Below are 25734 nucleotides of genomic sequence, written 5' to 3' on the forward strand. Positions count from 1 at the left end.
GCCCTCTCCAGCAACAGAGCCAGTCTGGGGTCCCTCGTTCCGTATCTGGGGCTGGGCATGCTGCTGGCCTGGGTGTCGACGCCCCCCGTGGCGATGGCCGCGTGCTTCGTGGCGACCCTGATGCTGGTGCCCTCGCGGAAGCTGGCGGAGGTTCCCCGGCTTCCTTCCTTCGTGACACTGTCCGGGCTGGTGGTCTTCCTGGCGTGGATCGTGACGAGGGGGACGTTCTCCTGGGACGAGCGCGAGGCGCTGAGCAGCGCGTACGACGCGCTGGCGCGCAGCCTCCGTGAGGGCTCGGCGGAAGTGCCTCGCGAGGACATCCAGTGGGAGGCCTGGAGCGTGGGAGGCCGCACGTTCATGTACTTTGGGCCGTTCCCCGCGCTGCTGCGGATGCTGCCGGACGCGCTCATGCCCGGGCGGTACGGGCTCTGGTCGAGGCTCTCGGGGTTCCTCGCGGTGGTGCTCTGCCTGGGAGTCGTGGTCGCCATCACCCGGCGGCAGCTCGGCGAGAACGAGCGGCTCGGGGCACGCGGGCGCGCGGTCCTGTTCTTCGCGACGGTGGCCGCCGTGGGGCTGGGCTCGGTGCTCGTTCTCCTGGGTTCGCTCGCGAACCTGTACCACGAGGCCATTCTCTGGGGCCTGTGCGCCGCGCTGTGGGGTGTGTTCTTCATGCTCGGCGTGCTGCGGGATGACGCGGGAGCTTGGCGGAGCCTTGCGCTGCTCTCGGTGGCTGCGGGCGTGGCATTCCTCTCGCGGGTGACGTTCGGCCTGCCGCTCTACGCGCTCGTCTCGGGGCTCGCGCTGCGGCGGCTCATTCTCCAGGTGCGGCGGGAGCGGCAGCCTTTGTTCACGGCGGCGGGATGGGTGGCGCTGGCGTTGCTCCCAGCGGTCGCGGCGGGCCTCTTCCACCTCTGGTACAACCACGCGCGCTTCGGCTCGCCGTTCGAGTTCGCGCCCTTCGCCGCGTACGAGTCTCCCTCGAAGCCACAGGGTGTGGACAGCCCGTTCCACTGGAGTCGCATCCCGAGCGGTGCCCTGGCGTACTTCCGTATCTCGCTGGAGAACTTCCGCCTCGGGGTGCCGTTCCTGACGTTCTCGAATCCGGCGGTCTTCCGGCCGGAGCTCTACCGAGACCTGTCCACGTTGCTCATCTCGCCGCTGCTCGTCTCGCCGTGGCTGGTGGTGGCGCTCGTGGGCGGACTGCTGCTCCCAGGCAGGCCGGGAGAGCGCAGGGGGTGGATGCTCTGGGCGCTTCCGTTCGCGGCGCAGGGTCTGCTCATCCTGGCCTACTACTGGTTGGCGTACCGGTTCACGGCGGAGTTCCTGCCATTGGGCATCTGGTTCCTCGCGGCGTACCTGCGCCGGGCTGGAGCGGAGCGGGGCGTGAAGCGGCTCCTCTCACCCCCGGTCTTCGCGGCGGTGGCGGTGCTCTCCGTGGTGGCGACGATGACGTCCCTGTTCCACTTCGAGAGCCGGTGGTGGGCGTACCCGGAGAAATACCGCCAGCGCCTCTCGCGTACCTTCGAGGCGTATGACGCGCGCCTCGGTCTGGGCACGCTCGGCAGTGCCCGGGAAGAGTGAGGCAGGGTTGAGAGCGCCTCAGCTCTTGGGCTGGATGAGCTCGGTGGAGAAGTAGCGCTCCATGCGGTCAGGGAACACCGTCACCACCTGAGCGCCGGGCCCCAGGCGCTTGGCGGCTTCCACTGCCGCCGCGTAGTTGAGGCCCGACGAAGGCCCCACCGGGAAGCCGCGCTTGATGAGCGCCCGGGCGGTGCGCATGGCCACCTCGTCCGAGACGTTCAGCTCCACCAGCCCCGGCAGGTCCGCCTGCCGGTACAGCAGCGACAGCCCATCCACCACGCCCGGCACGCGCGAGCTGAAGCTGCAGCACTCCATGTCGCTGCCCATGCCGGAGATGGGCTTGGCCACGAACGGCGTCACCGGGCAGCCTGCCTCCGCGAACGCCTGGTACAGGCCCACCACCGTGCCACCCGTGCCCACGCCGCTCACCACGCCGTGCACGAGCCCGCCCGGCACCTGCGAGAGGATCTCCTGCCCCGTCCACACCCGGTGCGCCTCGGCGTTGTCCGGGTTCTCGAACTGGCGCGGCGCGAAGGCCTTGCGCTCCTGGGAGAACTCCGCCGCGCGCTGGATGGCGGCCCGGATGCCCTCGCCCCGAGGCACCAGCACCACATCGCCGCCATAGGCGCGGATGGTGAGCACGCGCTCATCCGTGACGCCCTCCGGCATGACGGCGGTGAACTTCAACCCCATCTGCGCCGAGGCCAGCGCCAGCGCGATGCTCGTCGAGCCGCTCGAGGCCTCCACCACCTCGCCGCCGGGGCACAGCTCGCCCAGCCGCCACGCCTTCTCCAGCATGTAGCGGGCGATGCGGTCCTTGGTGGAGCCGCTCGGGTTGAGGAACTCCAGCTTGCACCAGATGGTGGGCCCCTCCTCCTGCAGGCGGACGGGCACCAGCGGCGTGGGGCCAATGGCCTGGATGAAGCGGCCATCGGCGGGCAGGGGGCGACAAGGGGCGCGAGGGTTCATGAGGGGCTCGGGTTCCGTTCCACATACCTCGAAAGCCTGCGTCCCGGGGAGGGCCCCAGATGACTCCTAGCGGACAGAACGCCCGCTTTCCTGGCTGTCATTCCGGCCAGGGTGCGACCGGAGCTTCCACCAGCCAACCAATGGGCGCGGAGCCTGTCGCTTCTTTCAGGGAAGACCGCCACTCTGTTGGGCATGCCGAACGAAAAGCTCGTCTTCGCTCAATCCGTGGAGGCCCTCTTCGTCCGGTCGCTCGGACCGCATCTGACGTCCGAGGGACGGCGCTTGCTGCGTGGCGTGGGGTTGGATCTCTCCGAGCCGCTGCGGCCCTCCTACTCGCTGGAGCAGTGGCGAACCTTCCTGCGCGTGGCCGCGCCGGATGTGTTCCCCAGGGCTTCGCCTGATGCCGCCTACTTCGGGCTGGGCGAGCGCTACGTGCAAGGCTACCGGCAGACGGCGGTGGGCCGCGCGAGCATGGCCCTCATCGCGCACCTGGGGCCTCGGGGCACGCTGGAGCGCGTCACCCATGGCGCTCGCGCGGGCAACAACTTCAACGAGGCCCGCGTGAAGGAGCTGGGCAACCGCGAGGCCACGCTCTGGATGAAGAACGTGTCCGCGGACAATCCGTTCTTCGCCTGTGGCTTCGTGGCGGAGACGCTGCGGGGCTCGGGGGCCGCGGAGATTCACGTGGAGCCCGTGGCGTTCGACGGCATCTCCGCCACCTTCCGCATCACCTGGGAGGTCGCCTCCCGGCGCCCGGTCGTTGCTGCTGCGGGGTGAGCGTGGCGGGAGCGTGGCTCCTACGTCGGAGTCTCGCTGAGCCGGGCGGCGTGCGTCAGGAGGTAGTTGCGCTCCGACAGGCTCGTGGTGCGCTCCGCGGCGCGCCGGTAGTGCGTGATGGCGCCTTCGAGGTCTCCGGCCCGCTCCAGCAGGTGCGCGCGCACCGCGTCCAGGCGGTGGTGGCCTTCGAGGCGGGGATCCTCTGAGAGCGCATCGAGCCGCTCGAGGCCCGCGGCTGGACCGTGCACCATCGCCGTGGCGATGGCGCAGTTGAGCGTCACCATCGGGTTGTCGGACATGCGCTGCAGCACTTCGTACAGCGCGAGGATCTCCGCCCAGTCCGTGGCCTCGGTGCTGGGCGCCTCGTCGTGCACGGCGGCGATGGCGGCCTGCAGTTGATAGGGGCCGACGGCGCCCCGTGACAGCGCGGTGGTGACGAGCGCCACGCCCTCGGCAATGGCACTGCGGTCCCAGAGGCTCCGGTCCTGCTCGTCAAGCGGGATGAGCTCGCCGGAGGGGCCGGTTCGCGCGGCACGCCGGGCGTCGGTGAGGAGCATGATCGCGAGGAGCCCCTCGATTTCGGCATCGCCGGGGACGAGGCGGTGGAGCATGCGCGTGAGGCGGATGGCCTCGTTGGAGAGATCGCTGCGGTGGAGCTCGGGGCCCGATGAGGCGGTGTAGCCCTCGTTGAAGATGAGATACAGCACGTGCATCACGGCGCCGAGGCGTGCGGTGCGCTCCTCGGGGGTGGGCTGCTGGAAGGGGACGCCGGAGGACTTGATGGTCTGCTTGGCGCGGCTGATTCGCTGCGCCAGGGTGGCCTCGGGCACGAGGAAGGCCTTGGCGATCTCGAAGGTCGTCAGGCCGCCGACGGCGCGAAGCGTGAGGGCGATGGCGGAGGAGGGCGAGAGCGTGGGGTGGCAGCACATGAAGAGCAGGTCGAGGGTGTCATCGCGCTCGGTGGCGCCGGCCTCATCGGCGGCGAGGGCGAGCTGTTCCTCGGGAGGCACGAGGCTGACCACGAGCTGCTCGCGGTGTCGGCGGGCGGCCTCGGCGCGGACCTGATCGGTGATGCGGCGGGAGGCGACCTGGATGAGCCATGCGCGCGGATTGTCGGGGAGGCCCTCGCGCGGCCACTGGGTGGTGGCGGCGATGAGGGCCTCCTGGACCGCGTCTTCCGAAGCGGCGAAGTCGCGGAACCGGCGGATGACGGCGCCCAGCACCTGCGGCGCGAGGTCGCGCAACAGGTGCAGGGTGCGGGTGTCCAGGGAGGGGTTCATCCGATCAGGTCTTTGGGCGGGCCGCTCGGGACGAGGCGCACTTCGATGGACATGTTGAGGGGCTCACCGCCGGGGCCGGGGGCGGCAGAGGCCTCGGCGGCGATGGCGTAGGCGCGCTCGGGGGAGTCGACGTCGATGATCCAGAAGCCGGCGAGGAACTCCTTGGACTCGGGGAAGACGCCGTCGGTGATGGGCTTGCCGTCCTTGCCGGCGCGCACGCGCTTGGCCTGCTCGGGGCCGGAGAGGCCCTCGCCGGCAACGAGCTCGCCCGACTCGGTGAGCTTCTTGGAGAACTGCATCATGAAGGCGATATGGGCCTGGAGGTCCTTCTTGGGCCAGCTGGCGATCTGGTACGGCCCATTGCCAGGGTGGTTCATCATCAGCATGTACTTCATGGGTGGCTCCTTATTGACGGGCGCTCCAGCGTGGAGCGTGCGTTCACCGAGGAGTCGGAGCCCAAAAGCGGTTCTCGACATCGGCGACGCGCTCTTTCGACATTTTTTCCGAGCTCGCGCAAGTGCCTGGAATGATTGATGTTGGCGGCGGGGCAGGGCTCCTCATCGGAGGTTGAGGCTGATAAATTCGCTCAAATGCCGAGGCTTATCGCCCTCCTACCATTGTTGGTGCTCACGGGCTGGGGATGTGCGGTCAAGCCCGGTGTTCGTGGAGGAACGCTCTACCAAACAGCACCGGCTTCTGGCCCAGCCACACCACTGCCAACTGAGGGACATACGAGGGGGTTCTCGTTCTGCGAACTCAATCCAGATATTTGTCTGGACCCTTTACCTGCTCCGGAGCCAGGCGAGGCCGAAGTTACTGCGGACCCTTGGAAGTCCTTGGCGTGCATTCAGGCGTGCCAAGCCGGGAGTGAGGCGATGGAGACCTTCTGCGCGAGACTTCCGGGAAGGACGAAGCGTCAGCAGAAGATCAAGGCCATGTGCTTTGGCTCATGCTACGCGGGGAAGGCCGCATGCATCGTGTTCTGCCGGGCCACCTTTGGTCCTCCGAGGGAACCATGAAGTCGCGATCCGTGCCGCAGGACGAGGCTTGGCGCCCGAAGCTGAGCCGGATTGAGGACCCGATCGCGGAGGATTGCTGGGAGTACGTCACTCCCAAGGGGCAGAAGCGCTTCTCTCGGCTCATGGTGGGGCGGCCAGTGCACTACCCCGAGCATCAGCTCTGGTACTGCCCGGTCCTGATCGAGGGCTACACCCAGCCTCGGATCAAGCCGATCTTCGGCATGGGGCCTGTGGATTCGCTGATGAATGCGATGACCTTCGTCCGCACGTTCTTCGAGGAGAACTCCGAGGTTCTGCCTGGAGCGAAACCAGCGGGTACTCAGCGGTCTCGCCCGGCCGCTTCTCGCAAGAGATCCACGCCTCGCCGAAAGTCCCGGTCCGTGTAGGTCCCCAAGGCAGCTTCATGCCCTGCTAGGGGATCCAACAGGTAGGCGTGGCGCGCATTGACGGCGTGCTGTACCTGTGTTCAGGCTACGGGTGCGCCATGGCTCCGCAGATCTCCATTGATTTCCACGCCGCTCAGGCGGCTCACCCCTCGTTGATGCCCTTCCATCCGGTGGTGCGCCGGTGGTTCGCGGAGCGGCTGGGCGAGCCCTCGCAGCCCCAGGTCGAGGGCTGGCCGCTCATTCAAGCGGGGCATGACGTCCTCATCGCCGCCCCCACCGGCAGCGGTAAGACGCTGACCGCCTTCCTGGCCGCACTCGATGGGTTGTTCCGCCAGGCGCTCGAAGGCACGCTCCGGGACCAGACGCAGGTGCTGTACGTGTCGCCCCTCAAGGCCCTGGGCAACGACGTGCAGAAGAACCTCCTGCAGCCGCTCGAGGAGCTGCTCACCCGGGCCCGTGCCGAGGGCTACTCGCCCCAGGACCTGCGCGTCCAGGTGCGCACCGGTGACACCTCCGCCTCCGAGCGCGCGCAGATGATCAAGCGCCCGCCGCACATCCTCATCACCACGCCGGAGTCGCTCTACCTCTACCTCACCGCCGATCGCGCCCGCGCCACCCTGCGCGCCGTCCACACCGTCATCGTGGACGAGATCCACGCCCTCGCCCGCGACAAGCGCGGCAGCCACTTCACGCTCTCCCTGGAGCGGCTCAAGGTCCTCACCGAGGTGCGCCCTCAGCTCATCGGCCTGTCCGCTACCCAGAAGCCGCTGGACCGGATCGCTGGCTTCCTCACCGGCGCCACCCTCCAAGAGTGCAAGCGCGTCGAAGTGGGCCACGTGCGTCCCTGGGACCTCACCGTCGAGATTCCCGACGCAGAGCTGAGCTCCATCGCCTCGCACGAGATGTGGGGCCAGATCTACGACCGATTGGTGCAGCTGACCTCGGAGCACCGCACCACGCTCATCTTCGTCAACACGCGCAAGATGGCCGAGCGCGTGGCGCATGACCTCGGCGAGCGCCTGGGCAAGCACAAGGTCGCGGCCCACCACGGCAGCATGTCGCGAGAGATTCGCCTCTCCGCCGAGGAGCGGCTCAAGAGCGGCCAGCTCGTGGCGATGGTGGCCACCGCCTCGCTGGAGCTCGGCATCGACGTGGGCAACGTGGACCTCGTGGTCCAGTTGGGCACCACGAAGGCCATCTCCGTGCTGCTCCAGCGCGTGGGCCGCGCCGGCCACTATAAAGGTGGCATCTCCAAGGGCCTCCTCTTCGCGATGACCCGCGACGAGCTGGTCGAGTGCGTCGCGCTGCTCAACGCCGTGCGCGAGGGCGAGCTGGACGCGGTGCGCATCCCCGAGAAGCCCATGGATGTGCTCGCGCAGCAGATCGTCGCCGCCTGCGCCTGCGAGGAGTGGGACGAGCGTGCCCTGTTCTCCGTCTTCCAGCGCGCCTACCCGTACCGGGACCTCACGTGGGAGGAGTACCAGTCCGTAGTGGAGACGCTCTCGGAGGGCATCTCCCTGCGCCGGGGCCGCAGCGGCGTGCACCTGCACCGCGACCGGGTGAACCACAAGCTGAAGGGACGCCGCGGCGTGCGCATCACCGCGCTGACCAATGGCGGTGCCATCCCCGACACCTTCTCCTTCTCCGTCACCGCCGAGCCCGAGGGAAAGATTGTCGGCCAGCTCGACGAGGACTTCGCGGTGGAGTCCTCCCCCGGCGACATCTTCCTGCTGGGCTCCACGGCGTGGCGCATCCAGCGCGTGACGGGCAGCACCGTGCAGGTGGAGGACGCGAAGGGCGCTCCCCCCACGGTGCCCTTCTGGCGCGGCGAGGCCCCTGGCCGCACCGACGAGCTGTCCCTCCAGGTGGGCCGCCTGCGCGAGGAGTTGCTGCGGCACGATGACCCCGCAGCCTTCCTCCAGAAGCAGCTGCAGGTGCCCGCCCCCGCGACGGACGCGCTGCTGGGCTACCTGCGCCTGGGACAGAAGATGCTAGGCGGCGTGATTCCCAGCCACACCACCGTGGTGGCCGAGCGCTTCTTCGACGAGGCGGGCGGCATGCAGCTCATCATCCACGCGCCCTTCGGTAGCCGCATCAACCGCGCGTGGGGCCTGGCCCTGCGCAAGCGCTTCTGCCGCTCCTTCGACTTCGAGCTGCAGGCCGCTGCCACCGAGGACGGTCTCCTGCTCTCCCTGGGCGAGCAGCACTCCTTCCCGCTGGGCGACATCTTCGAGTTCCTCCACCCGGACAACGTGGAGGAGGTGCTGGTGCAGGCCGTGCTCCAGGCCCCCATCTTTGGCACCCGCTTCCGGTGGAATGCGACGCGCTCGCTGGCGCTCAACCGCTTCTCCGGCGGCAAGCGCGTGGCCCCCAACCTCCAGCGCGCCCGGAGTGAGGACCTGCTGGCCGCCGTCTTCCCCGCGCAGGTGGGCTGCCAGGACAACCACGGCGGTGGCGACATCGAGCTGCCGGGCCATCCGCTGGTGAAGCAGACAATGGAGGACTGTCTGCGCGAGGCCATGGACATCGACGGCCTGCGCGAGGTGCTCCGCCGCATCAAGGATGGGCGCATCCGCCTGGAGGCCCGTGATGTGCCGGAGCCCAGCGTCTTCGCCCACCAGATGATCAACAGCATGCCGTACACCTTCCTGGACGACGCGCCAGCGGAGGAGCGGCGGGTGCGCAATGTGGCGCTGCGCCGGGCCATGCCCGCCGAGGATGCGGCGGCCTTCGGGGCGCTCGACGCCGGAGCCATCGCCCAGGTGGTGGAGGACGCGGCGCCCCCCATGCGCGACGCGGACGAGCTGCACGATGCGCTGCTGCAGTTGGTGCTGCTGCGGTCCTCGGAAGTGCCTCGGGGGCTGGATGCGCCGCTCTTCGCGCAGGGCCGTGTGGCGTGGCTGGAGCTTCCGGGCGGACGCTTCCTGGTCCCCGCCGAGCGTGGCACTGCCGTCCGGGCGCTTTTCCCCGAGGTGGCGACTCAGCCGGAGCTGCCGCTGCTGGAGGGCGACAAGCCCATGGAGCGGGACGCGGCGGTGCTCCAGGTGGTGCGCGGGTATATGGAGATGCTCGGGCCCACCACCGCGGGCGAGCTCGCGCGGCTGACGCTGCTGGACGAGGGGGAGATCAACATCGCCCTGCACGCCCTCGAGAGCACGGGCGGTATCCTGCGCGGCCAGTTCCGCGCGCCCACCGAGCCTCGTGCCCCGGGCGAGCCCGTGCCCCTGGAGTGGTGCGATCGGCGCCTGCTCCAGCGCATCCACCGGCTCACCGTGGGCCGGCTGCGCAAGGAGATCGAGCCGCTCAGCGCACAGGACTTCATGCGCTTCCTCTTCCGGTGGCACCACCTGGAGGAGGTGGACGCACTGCGAGGCTCCACCGGCCTGCTCAAGGCCATCACCCTGCTGCAGGGCTATGAGGCGCCCGCCTCGGCGTGGGAGCGCTTCCTGCTGCCCTCGCGCATGAAGGGCTACACGGGCGAGCTGTTGGAGCGCGCCTGCTACGCCGGTGAGGTCGCCTGGGGACGGCTGACGGTGAAGGACGCGCGTCCGCCGCCGGGGCCTCGCCGGGGCGCTCCCGTGGAGCCGGAGGCCCCGCGTCCCCGTGCGCCTCAGCCCACGCGCAACGCGAGCCTCACCTTCACCCGCCGAGAGAACCTCGACTGGATGCTGGCTGCCGCCCGGCCGGACGCGGTGTTCTCGGACGGGGGCGTGTGGCTGCCGCCGGACCTGTCCGCCGCCGCGAGGGACGTGGTGAACGTGCTGGAGCAGCGCGGGGCGTGCTTCTTCAATGATCTCGCGTCTCGCGCCCGCCGGCTGCCCGCCGAGGTGGAGGATGCGCTCTGGGAGCTGGTGGCTCGGGGGCTCGTCACCGCGGACGCGGTGCAGAACCTGCGGGTGCTTCAGAGTCCGGCCCAGCGCCGCCGCCAGAAGCTGCTGCAGCGCGGCGGTCCGGGGCGCTGGAGCCTGCTGGTTCCCTCCGAGCCGAAGCCTGCCGACGAGGTGCTCGAGCAGCGCGCGCGCCTGTTCCTCCAGCGCTACGGCATCATCTGGAGAGACCTGGCGATGCGCGAGGCACTGGCGCCCAGCTGGCGCGAGCTGCTGTTCATCTACCGCCGCATGGAGGCGCGCGGAGAGGTGCGCGGCGGGCGCTTCGTCTCGGGCTTCGTGGGCGAGCAGTTCGCGCTCCCCGAGGCGGTGGACATGGCGCGGGCGGTGCGGCGCCAGGCGCCCTCGGGTGTGCGGGTGCAGTTGTCGGCGGTGGATCCGCTCAACCTCACGGGCGTGGTGACGCCAGGGCCGCGCGTGCCCGCCACGGTGGGAAACGTTGTCACCTGGATAGATGGCATTCCCCAGGGCGTCGACGCGCTCGCCGAGGACGAGGACGAGGGGCCCGAGGCTCCCGAGGGCGAAGCGGCCGCGAGCTGAGCGAGGCGGGAAGAGGGCGCGCGGCGCCTCCAGGGCTGCTAGGGTGTCCCCGTCACAGCGAGGGGAACGCCGATGCGCCGTCTGCTCATCCTGGGGTTGTTGTTACTCACGGGCTGTCCTGAAGACACGGGCGAAGAGCCGCTTCCGACCGACGAGGGTCGCGTCCAGGGCAAGCTGACTCCATTCCTGGGCTCCAGCTCCGTGGGCTCCACGGCGTCGCGCCCGGCCCTGCTCCAAGGCCAAGGGGCCGCCGAGCTCTCCCGAGCTCTCCAGCGTGCACGCGCGCAGCAGCAGCGGCTGAAGCAGCAGAAGGCCTCGCTGGATGTCTCGCAGCCGGACTTCCCGGTCATCCCGACGCCTCCGGGGCCTCCGCCGCTCAAGCGGCTGCCTGCGGGGGATCCCACCATCATCGGTGACGTCATCGTCCGCTTCGAGCAGGCGGGGGTGAGCGCGCAGCGGGCCCTGGAGCAGGTCCAGGTGCCCGGCTACCGAGTGACGCACAAGGGCTACTCCAGCGAGTACCTGCACCTGGTGGGCTTCGAGGCGCTCGATGGCCACGCGCTCACGGTGGAGGAGACGGGCCAGCTGGTGTCGCAGCTGGCGCAGGTGCCCGGCGTGCGCTTCACCGAGAAGAACCTGCGCATGTACCCGTTCCGCACGCCGAACGACAAGGTGTACTCGCTGCAGTGGCATTACTCGGCGCTGAACCTCCCGGCCGCCTGGGACGTGAGCACGGGCGGCAGCACCGTGACGGTGGCCGTGCTCGACACGGGCATCGTCTCCCACCCGGACCTCACCCCGCGCATCGTCGCGGGCTACGACATGGTCAGCGACGTGTCCAACGCGGGGGATGGGAACGGCCGTGACTCGGATCCCACCGACATGGGCGGCGACGAGCCGGGGGGTGGCTCCTCGTGGCACGGCTCGCACGTGGCGGGCACCATCGGCGCGGCCACGGACAACACCAGCGGCGTGGCGGGCGTTACTTGGACGGCGCGCATCATGCCGGTGCGCGTGCTGGGCAAGCAGGGTGGAACCAGCGCGGACATCGCCGCTGCCATGACGTGGGCCACGGGCGGCAGCGTGCCGGGCTTGCCGGCCAACCCCACGCCCGCCAAGGTCGTCAACATGAGCCTCGGCGGCGCCTCGGCTCCGTCGCGGACGTACCAGGATGTCATCGACGCGCGCGTGCCGGCCGGGGCCATCTTCGTCATCGCCGCGGGCAACGAGAACACGGACGCGGCCAACTCCACGCCGTGCAACCAGCAGAACGTCATCTGCGTGGGCTCGACGAACTTCGCGGGCAAGCGCAGCAGCTTCTCCAACTACGGCGCGCCGGTGGATGTGATGGCGGCGGGCGGCGAGATGCGCGAGGACCTCAACGGCGACGGGTACGCGGACGGCGTGCTCTCCACCGCGCTGGATGACAACAAGCAGCCGGCCTACGTCTTCAACCAGGGCACCAGCATGGCCACGCCGCACGTGTCGGGTGTGGTGGCGCTGATGGCCGCCGTGAGCGCTGACCAGGGCCAGAACCTGACGATGGCGCAGGCGGAGAACATCTTGAAGGCCACGGCCAGCCCCAGCAGCCAGTGCTCCCAGGGCTGTGGCGCGGGCCTGGTGAACGCGCAGGCGGCGCTCAAGGCGCTGAGTGGCAACCCCAACGACCCGCCGAAGCTGGGCGTCACCACCTCGCTGCTGTCCTTCCGCAACGGTGGCACGCAGCAGGTGCTCCTCTCCAACCTGGGCGGAGGTTCTCTGAAGGTGACGCTGGCGAAGTCGGGGACTCAGGCCTCCGCGGTGACGCTCTCTACCACCACCGTGACCATCCCTGCCTTCCGCACCCAAACGCTGGACGTGGGCGTGAACACGGGGGGGCTCGCCAACGGGGACTACTCGGCGACGCTCACCCTCACGGGGACGGATGCGAACTCGAACGCGGCCGTGGGCACGGCGACGGTGGCGGTGAAGATCCGCGTGGGCCTGGCGGAGGATCAGGACGCGTTCATCGCGTTCGCGTACCAGAACTCGCTCGGCGAGTGGAAGGTGGACGACAATGCGGTCGCGGTCGTCGAGGCGTCGACGGGCTACCAGTACAGCATCAAGTTGTCGGCGAGGACGTACTACACGCTCGCGACGATCGACGACGACAACGACGGCGAGTTCTTCGAGGACGGCGAGCGCACGGGCTTCTGGCGGAACGTGGACGACTTCGAGCCCATCCCGCTGGCGGCGCAGCAGACGATCACGGGCATCAGCTATGACTTGGTGCCGCTGGCCCCCATCGACGACTCGCCCGCGCTGGTGGTGGGCAGCCCCTGCACGAGCAACGCGGACTGCCCGGATGGCGGCCGGTGCGTGCTGAGCTACCCCGGCGGCTACTGCACGCGCGACTGCAACACGCAGTCCTGCCCCGCGGGCTCCAAGTGCTACGTCGTGGACCAGGCCTCCGACGCCCGGGTCTGCATCCAGAGTTGCTCGGGGCCGAGCCTGGGACAGAGCAACTGCCGCACCAGCTACGTCTGCTACGACGATTCGGCGGGGGGCGGACAGTGCCTGCCGAACTGCAACGCCTACAACATCTGCGGCTCCACCCCCGCGTGCCGGGCCAACGGCTACTGCCAGTAGCGGCACGCTGAGGGAGCAGGGCAGGGGCGTCGGGTGTTTCACCCGGCGCCCCTTGCCGTTTCAGGGCCTGAAGTGGGGGAGGCGGCTCAGGTCAACGCCTTGGCGGCGGGGAGGTTGAGGCGGAACGTGGTGCCCCGGTCCACCTCGCTCTCCACCGTGATGGTGCCGCCGAGCGTGGTGATGATGCTGTGGACCATGGCGAGTCCCAGGCCGGTGCCCTCGCCCACGGGCTTCGTGGTGAAGAACGGATCGAAGATGCGGTCCAGGTTCTCTGGAGGAATTCCGCACCCGGTGTCGCGGATCTCCACCACGATGAACTCGGGCGTGTCCTGCCGGGTGGAGACGCGGATCTCGTTCTCCTCCACCTGCCCCTCGGGAATGGCATGGGCGGCGTTGATGAGCAGGTTGAGGAACACCTGGCCCAGGCGCGAGGCATTGCCCTGCACGGGGGGCACGTCCTCGCCCAGCTCCGCCACGAGGCGGGCGCGGCGGCGGATCTCGTGTGAGGCAATCTTCACCGCGGCGTGCACCACGGTCTTCAGGTCCGCCCGTCCGTTCTGGGCGTCGTCCGGGCGCGAGAGCGTCTTGAGATCCTGGACGATGACGCGCACACGCTCGGCGCCCTCCTTGGCATCCGTGACGGCCGTCAGCAGCTCCTGGAAGTCCTCCTGCGAGGGAGCCCCTTGGGTGCGGTTCAGCTCCTTGTGGAGGAAGTTGAGGTTGCTGATGACGTAGGCCAGCGGGTTGTTGATCTCGTGGCCCACGCCCGCGGCCAGCTTGCCCATGGAGGCCAGGCGGTCATTGAAGATGAGCTGCGCCTGCATGCTCTGGAGCTGCCGCAGGCTGGAGGCCAACTGGATGTTGGCGTTCTCGAGCTCTCCGGTGCGCGCGCGCACCATGTGCTCCAGGGCCGCGTTGTAGCGGTGAAGGTCTCTCGCGGCGATCTCGGCCTCCTCGCGGCGCTCGCGCTCAGCGGCCTCGGCCTGGGCCTGGAGCATGCGCTCCTTCTCGCGCAGGGAATCCCTCAGCTCCTGCGCCATCCGGTTGAGGGCGTGCGCGAGCGAGCCCAGCTCGTCCTGGCGCTCGGCGGGGAGCTCGGCGGAGAAATCTCCCTGGCGGATGCGCTCGGCGGTGGTGTGCAGCTCGCGCAACTCACGCAGCAGGGGCGCCAGGAGGAACGCGGCCAGCGGGCCTAGCACCAGGCCCACCAAAAGCGGCAGGACGCCACTCAGCACCTGCTCATTCTCGAGGTGCTCGTCCATCTGGGCCTGGAGCAGCTGCTTCCGCTCCCGCTGGGCGGCTGCGGCGTTGTCGAGGTGAGGCCTCACCCCTTGCTCATAGGTGGAGAACAGCTCCCACCAGGCGCTGTTGGAGGAGTTGGCGGGGAGCGTCACCGGCCGGAGCACCACCTCTACGCCTCGGGCCCATTGGCGCTGGGCGTCAATGAGGTTCTCGATGAGCTGGGATTGACGGGCATTGCCTGGAGTGTCTTTCCACTGCTGCTCCTCGCGCAGGCCCTCCTGCAGGTTGAGAAGGTTCTCGTTGAGCAGTTGCTCGTAGTCCCGGAGCAGTGCGCGCGAGTCCATTCCCAGACGTCCCGCCTGGAGCAGGTGTGCCAGATAGTTCCATGCCTGGGGCTGCATCCCGGAATAGAGGCGCAGTTGCTGATCCACCACCGCGATGCGCGCGCGGAGCTCCTGCGCGCTCGAGGCATTGCGGTGCAGCACGATCCCCGCGGCGGCCACGAGACCGAACGCCACCCCCGCGAACAGCAGGACCTTGGTGCGGATCGACATGGAGACAGGCATTAGGAGAGAAGGGCCTCCAGCACAAGATGGGTGGTGGACACTTGCGCTGGAGGCAGGTTCCCTCCGCCCAGAACTTGCATCATCTTCTGGGGGCTTTGCACACCGAGCCGCGAAATCTTCTCCAGCGTCTCAAGGCCGAGACGCGTCCCCACCACGAGCGCGCGGAGCGCACCGTCCGCTTGATGGACCCCGGCCTCACCCTCGAGCACTACCGCCACCACCTGGAGGCGCTCTACGGCTTCTATGGCCCGCTCGAAGCCCGGCTGGCTCGACAGCTCTCCGGCCTCGTCCCTGAGTTGCGCGCCTCTGAGCGGTGGAAGCTCCCGCTGCTCGCGAGAGACCTGCGCTCGCTGGGGCATGACGCAGCATCCCTCGCGAGCCTGCCCCAGGCCACCTGGCTGCCGCCGCTCACGGGCCTGCCCGAGGCACTCGGCGGCTTCTACGTCCTGGAGGGGGCCACGCTCGGGGGCCAGCTCATCCTCCGCCACCTTCGGCGCCACTTCGAGGGCATCCCCGCGGGCGAGTTCGCCTTCTTCCGCGCCTATGACGAGGACGTGGGCCCCATGTGGAAGGCCTTCGGCGAGGCCGTCACCCGCGCCTCCGAGGCTGCTGCCTCCGAGGACTTCGACTCACGCGCCGTTCAGTCCGCCAAGGACACCTTCGATGCCTTCGGACGCTGGCTCCAGAAGGAGGCCTCGGAGGCCACGCTGGAGCCTTGAGCCGGCCTACGGCGAGGCCGGCAGGCTGCCACGCAGCATGAAGAACACCACCACGCCCGTCACCGAGACGTAGATCCAGATGGGCGCCAGCCACCGCGTCACCTTGCGGTGCCGCCGGAAGTCCTGCTTCCACGCGAAGTAGAAGGCCGTCAGTGCCAGCGGCAGCACCGGCATGGACAGCAGCACGTGCGTGGCGAGGATGAGCAGGTACACCGCCTTCATTGCCCCCGTCCCCGCGTACTTCGTGTCCCCGTGCACGTAGTGGTACGCCAGGTACCCCACCAGGAACAGCGATGACGCCGCGAACGTGGACACCATCAGGTACTGGTGCAGCCGCCGCGCGCCCTTCCTGATGGCCACCCACCCGGCCACCAACAGGCTCGCCGCCAGCGCGTTCAGGCTCGCGTTCACCGCGGGCATGAACCGCAGATCCACGCCCTCCGCGCCCCCGCGCCGGATCAGCAGCAGCCACGCCAGCAATGCCAGGGCCGCCGCCGACACAACGCCCGTGAAGACGTAGAAGGTTCGATCACTCACACGGGATGTAGGGGCTTGGCTCGCGGTCGACATGGGTCTCTGAATGTCTGGAACCTCGCACACTTGCAACTGCTCACCGGGGGGTAGGGGGTGAGGCTACCTCCACTGTGTGTGAAGGGGGACTGGCTAAAGATCGGAAATCCGGGCATAACACGTGTCCGGAATCACCCAGTACCCCCCCGGAGGTCCCTGTGCCTCGCGTACGACACTTCTTGGCCGCCTTGGCGGCCTTTGCCCTTCTTCAGGCCGCTCCTGCCTCTGCCGAGGAAGCGGTGTGCTCGGTCGTAGACAAGGTTCCTCTGGAGCGGCACCTGCGCCAGCTCTCCCTGGACCTGCTCGGCCGTCCTCCCACCATCGAGGAGTACCGCGCCTTCCAGGCCAAGGGCTCCATCACCGCCGAGGACATCCAGCAGATGATGGACTCGGAGGGCTTCTACGAGCGCATGCGCGGCTACCACCGCGCGCTGCTGCGCTCGAACATCAACGCCAGCGTGTTCGACAACGGTGACACGCGCCTGACAGGCACCGGCGCCATCGCTGCCGGCACGACGGTGAACAACCCGTACGGCTTCCGCAACACCACCAGCAGCTCCCTGCGCGGCAACAACAACCAGGGCTGTGACGCCTTTATTCCGCAGGACACCTGCAACTCCCAGAAGCAGGATCCGCACGCGGAACCGGCCAACAAGGTGTGCCGTGACGAGCAGGGCGTGCCGCTGCCGGTCAGCTACGACTACGACACCACCAGCTACTACGCGTGCAACCGGCTGGACTCGACGGACACCACCATCACCGACTGCACCGTGGCCGTCAGCAAGGGCGCCATCGCGGCCAAGTACCTGTACTTCTGCGACATGCGGCGGCTGAGCGACAACAAGCTCCACCCGCACCTGTGCTTGCCGGACCCCGCAAAGAACACCACGGTCGCGCTGACGCAGGAGGAGCTGGACTCCGGGGGCAAGGTGGTGGCCTTCGTCCACCCGAACCCGCCCTCGGGCACCTCGCTGACGCGGCTGGACCGCTGCACGCTGGACCTGACGCTGCGCAACGGCATCAAGGGGGCCTGGGTGCCCCAGCGCGGCTGCTTCCAGCGCGAGGGCTTCGTCACCAGGAGCGGGCCCTTCTTCGCCACGGACCCGTCGGCTCAGGTGACGGTGTGCGCCATCGAGGCGCAGGAGCGCCCCTCCAACCCGTGGACGATGGAGTCCTGCGAGACGACGCGCTTCCGGAGCGACCGGAGCTGCGGCTGCGGCAAGGACATGCGCCGCTGCGAGGTGACCGCCGTGCACACCGCGCGCGTGGACGCCATCAACAAGGAGCAGGAGCTCATCACGGACTCGGTGGTCCGCCACGATGAGCCCTACTTCAACATCCTCACCACGCGCCGCTCGTTCGTGAACGGCACGCTGTCCGAGATGTACCGGCAGCAGCAGGGCGTGGGCATCTTCACCATCACCTCGCCGGCCAACCCGGACGTGGTGCCGTCGGTGCCCTACGCGCAGGCGAGCACCTGGACGGAGTACACGCGGGATCCGCAGCACTCCGGCGTGCTCACCACGCCTTCGTTCCTGTACCGCTTCCCCACGCAGCGCGCCCGCGTGAACCACTTCTACGAGGCCTTCCTCTGCAAGACGTTCGTCCCGTCCTCGGACCCGCTGCCTCCGCCCGAGGACAACTGCAACCGCGAGAACAACCTGGCCCGCCGCTGCGGCTGCAACTACTGCCACGCCACCATCGAGCCCACCGGCGCCCACTGGGGCCGCTTCGACGAGCGCAACTCGCTCTTCCTCACGGAGGAGAAGTTCCCCCGGTTTGATCCCAAGTGCCGTGACTGCGCGCTGGCCGGCGACACCAACTGCGGCGGCGAGTGCAGCCAGTACGTGATGCAGGCGTATGACGGTGACGGCGCCGCCTCGCTGGGCATGCTCAAGACGTACCTGTACCGGACGGCGGACGAGGAGGCGAACATCGCCGGCGGCCCGCAGCTCCTGGTGCGGCGCATGCTGCAGACCGGAGACCTGGAGCGCTGCGCCGTGAAGCGCGTCTGGAGCGAGTTCCTCGGCCGGCCGATGACGGCGGAAGAGCAGCGGCTGTACCTGCAGGAGCTTTCGGAAGACTTCTCTGCCCACAACCACAGCCTCAAGTCGCTCATCCAGAAGCTGGTGACGACCGACGCCTACCGGAGGATCGACTGATGCGCCGCCTCGTCGCCCTCGCGCTCATCGCGCTCGCACCCGCTTGCTCCAAGTCCGAGGACAAGCCCCTGCCCCCGCCCCTGGACGGGCAGCTGGAGCCTGTCCCCAACCCCCACGGCACGGTGACGCCGCTGCCGGACCCGGAGATGCAGGAAGGCTCCGTGGGCCGTGCTCCTCGCCGCATCACCGTGGCCCAGCTGGACACCTCCATCCGCACCGTGGTGGGCCGCGGCTGGGAGTGTCCTGCCAACGCCCCGTCCTCCTGCGTGGACCTGGCCGATGTGGCCCCCTCGCTGGGCAAGGCGGACTTCGCCAACGTCTCCACGGAGAACACCGAGGCCAACCTCGTGTTCGCCAAGTTCCTCGAGGATGGCGCGCGTGACGTGTGCATGGCGCAGGCCACCGCCGAGCTGACCGTCACGGACCCGAACGCCCGGGTGCTCACCCGCACCGTCCCCACGCTGACTGGGACGGCGGGCAACCTGACGCAGCTCAGCGACGCGCAGGTGACGGAGCTGCTCACCTACCTGTCCACCCGCTTCTGGGGCGCGCCGCTGTCGGGCGAGGAGCTTCCGAAGTGGAAGAACTTCTTCACCCAGGCCGCCGCCCGCGCGGAGACCATCAAGAAGCGTGACCAGGCCTTCGCGGCCATGTGCATCGCGATGATGACGGACTCGCGCTTCCTCACCTACTGATACGCACCCGGGGACACTTGCCATGAAGAAGAACCCGAACACTCCCAACTCCGGGCGCCGCACGTTCCTCAAGGCGGCCGCTGGCTTCATGGGTGCCACCCTCTTCGGGGGCATCCCCTTCCGCGCCTTTGCCCAGGCGACCAACCTGGCGCCGGCCGATCGCTGCTTCGTCTTCGCCTACTTCTCCGGCGGCTGGGATCAGCTCCTGGCCTTCGACCCGAAGGATCCGGCCGAGTTCACCCCGGAGCGCGTGTCCGAGACGCGCATCCTCCCGGGCTACAGCCTCATCAACGACTCGCGCTACTCGGGGGTGCCCGTCATCCCCGAGAAGAACAACGTGCGCTCGAACATCGCGTTCGGGCCCGCGGTGGGCCGGCTGGCGGACCACTTCGATTTGATGACCGTGGTGCGCGGCATCAACATGACGACGCTGGGCCACGAGGTGGGCTTCCGCTACTTCCTCACGGGCAAGCGTCCCATCGGCAGCGCGGCGCGCGGCTCGTCCACGGCGACGGAGATTGTGGGCCAGCTGCACCCGGCGGTGCCGATTCCGTCCGTGGCCTACAACATCGAGACGTACAACGACCGCTACCCTGGCTACGCCAACGCGCTGCGGGTGAGCCGCTCCACGGACCTGCTGCTGACGCTGTCGCCCAGCACCAAGCAGCTGGACAGTGAGCTGGAGCGGCAGCTGGTGGACTTCCGCGGGCAGCCCATCTCCTGCGAGGCGGCGGCCTACGGCACGCGCGGCGTGGGCGCCACGTACTCCAACAGCCAGGACCAGATGCAGACGGTGCTCTCCAGCCGGCTGGACAACTCGTTCCGGTTCGAGCTGGCGGAGAACGCCGAGGTGCGCCAGAAGTACGGCCTGGCGGCCGCGGGCCCCTACGACAACGAGGCGGGCCGCGCGGCGCTGGTGGCCACGGCGCTCAAGAAGGGCATCAGCCAGTGCGTCTCCATCAACCTGGCGGGCGGCCTGGACACGCACTTCGGCACGCAGCTGACGCACGCCAACAACCAGCGCCGCGGCTTCGACGCGCTGGCCATGCTGGTGGATGACTTGCGGGGCACGGCGCACCCGGCGGGCGGCAACTTCATGGACCACACCACCATCCTGGTGTTCTCCGAGTTCTCCCGCACGCCGCTCATCAACGCCAGCGGCGGCCGCGACCACCACATCAGCAACAGCTGCATGCTGATGGGCGCGGGCGTGAAGCACAACTACGTGTTCGGGGCGAGCGGTGACATCGGCATGGGGCCGGGCACGTTCGACCTGCGCAACGGCGCGGCGTCCGCCACCGGAGAGAACATCCTCCCCGAGCACATCATCGCCACCGTCCTCGCCTCTGCGAAGCTGGACTACAGCATCACCCGCGTGTCGCCCCTGCAGCCGATCCTGGCCTGAAGTCACAGCCAATGAAGACTCCTCTCCTGTGCGTCTGGGGGAAGGGTGGGACTGTTGCGCCCGCTCTTCTCCTCCTCCTGGCTGCCGCGTGCGGTGGCTCTTCTTCCTCTTCGCTGGAGCTGGAGCGCCCGCAGGCGACGGCCTTCCAGCCTACGCAGATCCGCTCGCCCATGGCGCTGGCCTCGGGCACGGGTTTCGCGGACCAGACGGGCGGAGGCGTCTTCATCTCCGCGGCGGGGAAGGCCGTGCGGCTGCGGCTGGACGGCACCCAGGCCCAGCTGGAAAGCCACCCGGGGAACACCGTGGCTCCTGGCACCGCGAGCGCGGCCTTCCGGATGGGGCCTCGCACCGCGCTGGTGGAGACGGCCACGGGCCTGTTCCTGGCCGACGCGGGCTGGCTGATCGCCCCGCCGTGGCGGGATGCACTCGGGCCGGGGACGAAGGCCACGGCGCAGGGCGCGGACGGAGCGGTGTGGCTGGCGCATACTTCCGGCCTGTACCGGTTGGTGGACGGGCAGCTCTCCGCGCTCAAGGTGAGCGGTGCGGCGCTCGAGGGCATCACCCAGCTGGCGGTCGCTCCCGCAGAGGACGGAGCCCCCGGCGTGTGGATGCTGCGCAACGGGGCGCTGCATGTGGCCGTGGCCACGGCGCCCAACGTGTTCCAGGTGCGCCCGGCGGCCCTGGCGCTCGAGGAGAAGGAGACGCTGGTGTCCATCGCGTCGCTGCTTCCCGGCAAGGAGCAGAGCGCGGAGCTGTGGGTGCTCACCTCGGAGCGGCTGCTGCGGCACAAGGACAAGGCCTGGAAGCGCGTGGAGTTCGCGCAGCGGCCGGTGCAGCTGCTGGGCTCCGGGCGCTTCCTCTGGGTGAAGTCCAGCGATCAGCTGCTCTCGTATGACGCGGACGCAGGCAAGTGGGGCGTGGCCACGGGCGTGGACACCCGCGAGTTCCGCTTCCTGGCGGCCGATGAGAGTGGGTGCGCCTGGGCGCAGCTCGGCGCGGACTCGGTGGCGATCAGCCGCGCCCCGGCTCCCCGCGTGGTCGGGCTGAATCAGAGCGCGCGCGTGGTGGAGGATGGCCTCATCATCCGCGCGGTGCCGCCCGCGGGCACCGACTCGCCGACGATTCTGTTCCGCATCGGCGGCACGGAGCAGGTGGTGGAGGCGCCCGAGTACAGCCTGGGTGGGCTGGAGAAGGACGGGTCGGCGCGGCCCTTCTCATTCGCGGCGCTGGAGCCGGGCGTGAACTCGCTCGAGGTGGTGGCGCGCTTGCTGGATGGCACGGAGGCCCGGCGCACGGTGCACTTCGACTTCCAGCCCCTCTCTCCCATCCAGGTGGGCTTCGAGAAGGACATCCGCCCCATCTACGAGTCCCGCTGCGCCAAGTGCCACGTCTCGGGTCCCGGCCGGCCGCTCTCCACGTATGAGCTGTGGAAGCAGAACGCCGATCTCATCTCCGCCGCGGTGCGCGACCAGCGCATGCCCGCCGACGGTCCCTTGGATCCCCAGCTGATCTCCCTCATCCAGCGGTGGGTTGCCGCTGGCACCCAGCCCTGAGCTCACCTCCGAGGTTCTTCATGAAGTCCCGACTGCTCGCTCGCGCGGCGTGTGCCTCCGCGCTCCTGGCCCTGGCTTGCGGTGAGGAGGCTGTACCTCCAACTCCCGAAGCGCCCGTGGTGAATCCCTGCGACGGGCTGCCGCCGATGACGCTGAAGGCCGAGCCCACCCGCCTCCGGGTGGCGGGCGCGGTGGACCTCACCGCCACGGGCGGCAGCGGCCACTACCGCTTCCGTGCCGAGGCGGGCGGCTCCTCCGGTGAGATGCGCGGGGACCGCTTCATCGCGGGAGCCACTCCGGGCACGGACACCCTGGTGGTGGAGGACATCCAGTGCTCCGGGTCCGCGCAGGCCACGGTGCAGGTGATCGCGGGCTTCGACGTGGGGCCGGCACGCGCCATGGTGCGCCCGGGCACCTCCTTCCAGGTGTTCACGCAGGGGATGCTTGGCAACCCGGACTTCACGCTGGTCTCCAGCTCCGCGGGCAGCACGCTCTCGCCCACGGGTGTGTACAGGGCGGGCCAGGGCTCGGGCGTGGACCTGCTGCGCGTGCGCGATGGGCAGACGGGCGATGAGGCGCTGCTCCAGTACGAGGTGAGCGCCAGCGCGCGGCTGCGCGGCGACCCGGTGGTCCTGGCGCTGCCGCCGGGCTCGTCCATTCCGCTGGCCACGGCGGGCGGCAGCGACCGGGTGTCGTGGACGAAGGTCTCCGGCCCGGGCACCCTCGAGGGGGGCCGCTTCAAGGCCGAGACCTCCGCCCGGGGGCTGGCCATCCTCGAGGCGACGGATCCCTTCACCAAGGACACGGCGCGCATCTCCGTGCGCGTGATGGACGAGCTGACGCGCCCCACGCAGCCGCACGGCCGCATCACGGACGTGGCCACCGTCGTCTCCGCGGACTTCGACGGGGATGGCATGCAGGACGTGGCGGTGGGGCAGCGTGAGAGCGATCTCAACCGGCCGCTCGGCGGCGCGGTGTTCATCTTCAAGGGCAGCTCCACCGGCTTCCCCCAGCAGCCCACGTGGGTGCTGACGGGGGCCACGGACACGGCGGCCTTCGGCGACACGCTGGCGGCGGGAGACTTGGACAAGGATGGGAAGGCGGAGCTGGCGGTGGGCTCTCCGGGCGCGGACATCACCGGCGCGGACTCGGGTGCGGTGTACCTCTACCGCTGGGGCGCCAATGGGCCGGAGTTGATGCGCCAGCCTCTCACGAGCGTGGCCCGCGGTGGCGCCTTCAGCACGGGCCTCGCCATGGCGGATGCGGATGGGGATGGGGACCTGGATCTGATCATCGGCGCGCCCGCGGGAGACCTGGCGCCCTCGTCCACGGTGTCTCGCCGCGGCACGGTGGACATCTTCACGATTACGCCGGGCCAGCCCATTCCGGACCTGCCGGCCATCCGGCTCGGCGGCTCGGACCTGTCCAAGACGAACACGCTCATGTCCCGCAGCAACACGGACCTGGGCCGCGCCATCGTGGCGGCGGACCTGAACGGGGACGGGCTGACGGACATCGCGGCGCTGAGCAAGGTGTCGCGCTACCTGGCGGACGGCACCACGCAGGCCACGGTGCTCGTGGCGGTGTCCGTGCACTTCGGGCGGAGCTCGGGGACGCGGTTCCGGGCCGCCGCGGACGTGTATGTGCTACCGATGAACTCGGCGGACGGCACCGAGGGCACCTGGCGCCTGGGCTTCGCCCCGAGCGAGGGGACCCGGCCTCCGCTGCTCATGGCGGTGGCGGACCGCACGGACTCGCCGAATCTGAGCCCTGGTGGCAACCCGGGGGCCACGGACGCGGGCGGCGCGCTGTTGTTCGACCTGACGGCGTACAAGCCCACGGGCGAGCCCTCGGACACGCCGGTGCAGGTGACGAAGGATGCGGCCTATGCCCGCATCTATGGTGAGGCTGCGGGCATCTTCGCGGGCCGCAGCTTCGCGGTGATGGACGTGGACGGGCAGTCCGGCTCGGAGCTGGTGCTCGGGGCGCCCAACGCGTCCGCGCCGTCGGGGTCGACCACGCTGCGCCTGGCAGGCCGGGTGCTGGCCTATCCGCTGGCGACGCTCACGGCGGGCAGCGTCATCAACAAGCCGCTGGCCGTCATCCACGGGCAGAGCAAGTCGGACGTGTTCGGCGTGGGCCTGGCCGCGTGGGGGAACTCGAGCGGTGGCGGCCTGTTGGCCTTCTCCGGGCGGTCCTCCTCCGAGGCGGGTGCCTTCACCGGACGGCTGGAGTTCTTCACGCGGGCGGGCGCCTCGTTCGCCGAGTGGACCCGCGGTATCGCGGTGGTGCCGGCGAAGCCCGCGGTGGAGCGCTTCGGCGAGGTGGTGGCGGCGACGACGGGCGTGGGCGGCCGGGCCGTGGCGCTCGTGGGCGCGCCGGGCGTCGCGGGCCCTGGCACGCAGGCGGACGGCAATGACTTCAACGTGGGTCGGGCCTTCACGTACGACCTGACGCAGGGCACGGTGGCCTCCATGGTGGCCGAGGGCGCGAGCGCGCCGGTGGTGAAGGGCCGCAGCGTGGGCACGGACGTGACATTCACGGACTTCAATGGCGACGGGCGCCAGGATGTGGTGGTGGGCGCGCCATCCTTCACGGTGCCAGCCTCCAATGCGACGGCGGACCTGTCGGTGTATGCCGCCCAGAAGACGGGCTGTGTCACGACGGCCTCGCAGGGCGTGGGCGGGCTGCTGGTGTCGCTGGGGCAGGCGGACGGCTCCTTCAAGGATGCCTATCGGCTGTGGGCGCCGCTGGTGATTCCGGGCTGCACGCCGGACACGGACACGCGCTGCCGCCGCAGCCAGATTGGCCGCGGCGTGGTGGGTGAGTTCGACTTCAACGGCGATGGGCGTGATGACATCGGCGTGCTGCGCAACAACGGCTTCGAGGTGTTCCTCGGCCGCACGCCGGATGACGCCTCGCTGGCGAAGCTGACGATGGGGTGCGATCCGCTCTACTTCACGGACGGCTCCACGACGCGCCAGACGAGCGCCCCGGCGGTGCTGGGCGACCTGAACGGCGACGGCTGCGAAGAGGTGAGCTGGCGCTACACGGAGACGAACCGTTCGGGCGTCATCATCCTCTTCGGCTACGACGCGGGCGGTACGCGCTGCGGCGGCCGGACGGCGGCCTCGTGGGTGCGGCTGGCGGCGGATGGCGAGGTGGGTGGCAACGTGCTGGGTCTCGGCGTGGCGACAGCGCGGGCGGGCAAGTTCCTCAACGATGGGAAGGACCGCATCGCCATCAGCGCGACGTCCGTCCCCTTCGACGGGGTGACGCAGCCGGCGGTGCTGCTCTTCGACAAGGATCTGCTGGTGGGGCGCCGTCCGACGGGGGCGGGTGAGGCGCTGGTGGGCGCGCTGGGCGATGGGGTCAACCCGGTGACGGTGGTGCACCGCACACGCGCGGTGAACTTCGGGCGTGCGCTGGCGGGAGGCCGGGACCTGAATGGCGACTCCATCCCGGATCTGATCGTCGGTGCTCCGGGAGCCTCGGAGTCCTCGGACGGTGGCGGCGCGGTGTTCCTCTATGCGGGTGGCGCGCAGCCGACGGGCCGGCTGACGCCATGGCTGATCGCGGTGGGCGATGTGGCGGAGCGCTCCAACATCGGCCAGGACCTCTCGCTCACGCAGGGCGGGGCGAACAGCCCGCCGACGCTCGTCATCGGCGCGCCGACGAGCTATCGCACGGGGACACAGAACGGCACGGCCTTCTCGCTGCCGCTTTCGTTCTAAGCTGGCGCCCTCTTTTCAAGG

At 69.5% G+C, this 25734-nt stretch carries 16 protein-coding genes; 11 read left to right on the forward strand and 5 right to left on the reverse strand.

Features of this window, described 5'->3' with window-relative positions:
* The first annotated feature begins 57 nt into the window (after window positions 1–57).
* A complete protein-coding gene (locus DB31_RS05585) occupies window positions 58–1581 on the forward strand; it encodes a hypothetical protein (RefSeq protein ID WP_157231843.1) in 1524 nt (507 codons plus the stop codon).
* Between the two features lie 18 nt (window positions 1582–1599).
* Here the strand turns inward: DB31_RS05585 and DB31_RS05590 are convergent, their stop codons facing one another.
* A complete protein-coding gene (locus DB31_RS05590; RefSeq protein ID WP_044183290.1) occupies window positions 1600–2550 on the reverse strand; it encodes a PLP-dependent cysteine synthase family protein in 951 nt (316 codons plus the stop codon).
* A 192-nt stretch (window positions 2551–2742) separates the two neighbouring features.
* On the opposite strand from DB31_RS05590, the gene DB31_RS05595 reads away from it, so the two are divergent.
* Entirely contained in the window at window positions 2743–3327 is a 585-nt protein-coding gene (locus tag DB31_RS05595) for a DUF2378 family protein (protein WP_044183293.1), read from the forward strand.
* Window positions 3328–3347: 20 nt separating this feature from the next.
* Here the strand turns inward: DB31_RS05595 and DB31_RS05600 are convergent, their stop codons facing one another.
* Window positions 3348–4607, reverse strand: coding sequence for an RNA polymerase sigma factor (locus DB31_RS05600; RefSeq protein ID WP_044183296.1), 1260 nt, complete (start codon window positions 4605–4607; stop codon window positions 3348–3350).
* Entirely contained in the window at window positions 4604–5002 is a 399-nt protein-coding gene (locus DB31_RS05605) for a YciI family protein (RefSeq protein WP_044183299.1), read from the reverse strand. The genes DB31_RS05600 and DB31_RS05605 overlap by 4 nt, the downstream gene beginning before the upstream one ends.
* Window positions 5003–5622: 620 nt before the next feature.
* Between DB31_RS05605 and DB31_RS05610 the strand changes: the two genes are divergently transcribed.
* The 3 genes from DB31_RS05610 to DB31_RS05620 all read left to right on the forward strand — a co-directional run bounded on the left by DB31_RS05610 (window position 5623) and on the right by DB31_RS05620 (window position 13067).
* A complete protein-coding gene (locus DB31_RS05610) occupies window positions 5623–6012 on the forward strand; it encodes a hypothetical protein (protein ID WP_044183303.1) in 390 nt (129 codons plus the stop codon).
* Between the two features lie 98 nt (window positions 6013–6110).
* A complete protein-coding gene (locus DB31_RS05615) occupies window positions 6111–10439 on the forward strand; it encodes a DEAD/DEAH box helicase (RefSeq protein ID WP_044183988.1) in 4329 nt (1442 codons plus the stop codon).
* 72 nt (window positions 10440–10511) lie between these two features.
* Complete coding sequence (locus DB31_RS05620; protein ID WP_044183306.1) at window positions 10512–13067, forward strand: S8 family peptidase; 2556 nt, start codon at window positions 10512–10514, stop codon at window positions 13065–13067.
* 86 nt (window positions 13068–13153) lie between these two features.
* Here DB31_RS05620 and DB31_RS49570 read toward each other — a convergent pair whose 3' ends face one another.
* Window positions 13154–14875 carry a sensor histidine kinase gene (locus DB31_RS49570; RefSeq protein ID WP_169787012.1) on the reverse strand — a complete coding sequence of 574 codons (1722 nt, stop codon included), beginning with the start codon at window positions 14873–14875 and terminating at the stop codon, window positions 13154–13156.
* A gap of 74 nt (window positions 14876–14949) precedes the next feature.
* Between DB31_RS49570 and DB31_RS05630 the strand changes: the two genes are divergently transcribed.
* Complete coding sequence (locus tag DB31_RS05630) at window positions 14950–15594, forward strand: biliverdin-producing heme oxygenase (protein WP_240486542.1); 645 nt, start codon at window positions 14950–14952, stop codon at window positions 15592–15594.
* Window positions 15595–15600: 6 nt separating this feature from the next.
* Here the strand turns inward: DB31_RS05630 and DB31_RS05635 are convergent, their stop codons facing one another.
* Window positions 15601–16164, reverse strand: coding sequence for a DUF420 domain-containing protein (locus DB31_RS05635; RefSeq protein WP_044183315.1), 564 nt, complete (start codon window positions 16162–16164; stop codon window positions 15601–15603).
* Window positions 16165–16322: 158 nt separating this feature from the next.
* On the opposite strand from DB31_RS05635, the gene DB31_RS05640 reads away from it, so the two are divergent.
* The 5 genes from DB31_RS05640 to DB31_RS05660 are packed head-to-tail and all read left to right on the forward strand — an operon-like array spanning window position 16323 to window position 25713.
* Window positions 16323–18326, forward strand: coding sequence for a DUF1585 domain-containing protein (locus tag DB31_RS05640; protein ID WP_044183318.1), 2004 nt, complete (start codon window positions 16323–16325; stop codon window positions 18324–18326).
* Entirely contained in the window at window positions 18326–19021 is a 696-nt protein-coding gene (locus DB31_RS05645; RefSeq protein ID WP_044183321.1) for a hypothetical protein, read from the forward strand. Before DB31_RS05640 ends, DB31_RS05645 begins: the two co-directional genes overlap by 1 nt.
* Before the next feature lie 22 nt (window positions 19022–19043).
* Window positions 19044–20426, forward strand: a complete 1383-nt coding sequence (locus DB31_RS05650) for a DUF1501 domain-containing protein (protein WP_044183325.1) — start codon at window positions 19044–19046, stop codon at window positions 20424–20426.
* An 11-nt stretch (window positions 20427–20437) separates the two neighbouring features.
* The gene (locus DB31_RS05655) at window positions 20438–21979 is read left to right on the forward strand and encodes a hypothetical protein (RefSeq protein WP_044183328.1); all 1542 of its coding nucleotides are present in this window, start codon (window positions 20438–20440) and stop codon (window positions 21977–21979) included.
* Window positions 21980–21999: 20 nt separating this feature from the next.
* Entirely contained in the window at window positions 22000–25713 is a 3714-nt protein-coding gene (locus DB31_RS05660; RefSeq protein ID WP_044183331.1) for an FG-GAP-like repeat-containing protein, read from the forward strand.
* Window positions 25714–25734: the final 21 nt, after the last annotated feature.

Source organism: Hyalangium minutum (assembly GCF_000737315.1).
In the GTDB taxonomy this organism is placed as follows: Bacteria; Myxococcota; Myxococcia; order Myxococcales; family Myxococcaceae; genus Hyalangium; species Hyalangium minutum.

Bases quoted from the DNA above. Each gene is read 5' to 3' on its own strand.
- DB31_RS05585 (WP_157231843.1), top strand. From the start codon at position 58: ATGCTGCTGGCCTGGGTGTCGACGCCCCCCGTGGCGATGGCCGCGTGC.
- DB31_RS05590 (WP_044183290.1), bottom strand. From the start codon at position 2,550: ATGAACCCTCGCGCCCCTTGTCGCCCCCTGCCCGCCGATGGCCGCTTC.
- DB31_RS05595 (WP_044183293.1), top strand. From the start codon at position 2,743: ATGCCGAACGAAAAGCTCGTCTTCGCTCAATCCGTGGAGGCCCTCTTC.
- DB31_RS05600 (WP_044183296.1), bottom strand. From the start codon at position 4,607: ATGAACCCCTCCCTGGACACCCGCACCCTGCACCTGTTGCGCGACCTC.
- DB31_RS05605 (WP_044183299.1), bottom strand. From the start codon at position 5,002: ATGAAGTACATGCTGATGATGAACCACCCTGGCAATGGGCCGTACCAG.
- DB31_RS05610 (WP_044183303.1), top strand. From the start codon at position 5,623: ATGAAGTCGCGATCCGTGCCGCAGGACGAGGCTTGGCGCCCGAAGCTG.
- DB31_RS05615 (WP_044183988.1), top strand. From the start codon at position 6,111: ATGGCTCCGCAGATCTCCATTGATTTCCACGCCGCTCAGGCGGCTCAC.
- DB31_RS05620 (WP_044183306.1), top strand. From the start codon at position 10,512: ATGCGCCGTCTGCTCATCCTGGGGTTGTTGTTACTCACGGGCTGTCCT.
- DB31_RS49570 (WP_169787012.1), bottom strand. From the start codon at position 14,875: ATGCCTGTCTCCATGTCGATCCGCACCAAGGTCCTGCTGTTCGCGGGG.
- DB31_RS05635 (WP_044183315.1), bottom strand. From the start codon at position 16,164: ATGTCGACCGCGAGCCAAGCCCCTACATCCCGTGTGAGTGATCGAACC.
- DB31_RS05645 (WP_044183321.1), top strand. From the start codon at position 18,326: ATGCGCCGCCTCGTCGCCCTCGCGCTCATCGCGCTCGCACCCGCTTGC.
- DB31_RS05650 (WP_044183325.1), top strand. From the start codon at position 19,044: ATGAAGAAGAACCCGAACACTCCCAACTCCGGGCGCCGCACGTTCCTC.
- DB31_RS05655 (WP_044183328.1), top strand. From the start codon at position 20,438: ATGAAGACTCCTCTCCTGTGCGTCTGGGGGAAGGGTGGGACTGTTGCG.
- DB31_RS05660 (WP_044183331.1), top strand. From the start codon at position 22,000: ATGAAGTCCCGACTGCTCGCTCGCGCGGCGTGTGCCTCCGCGCTCCTG.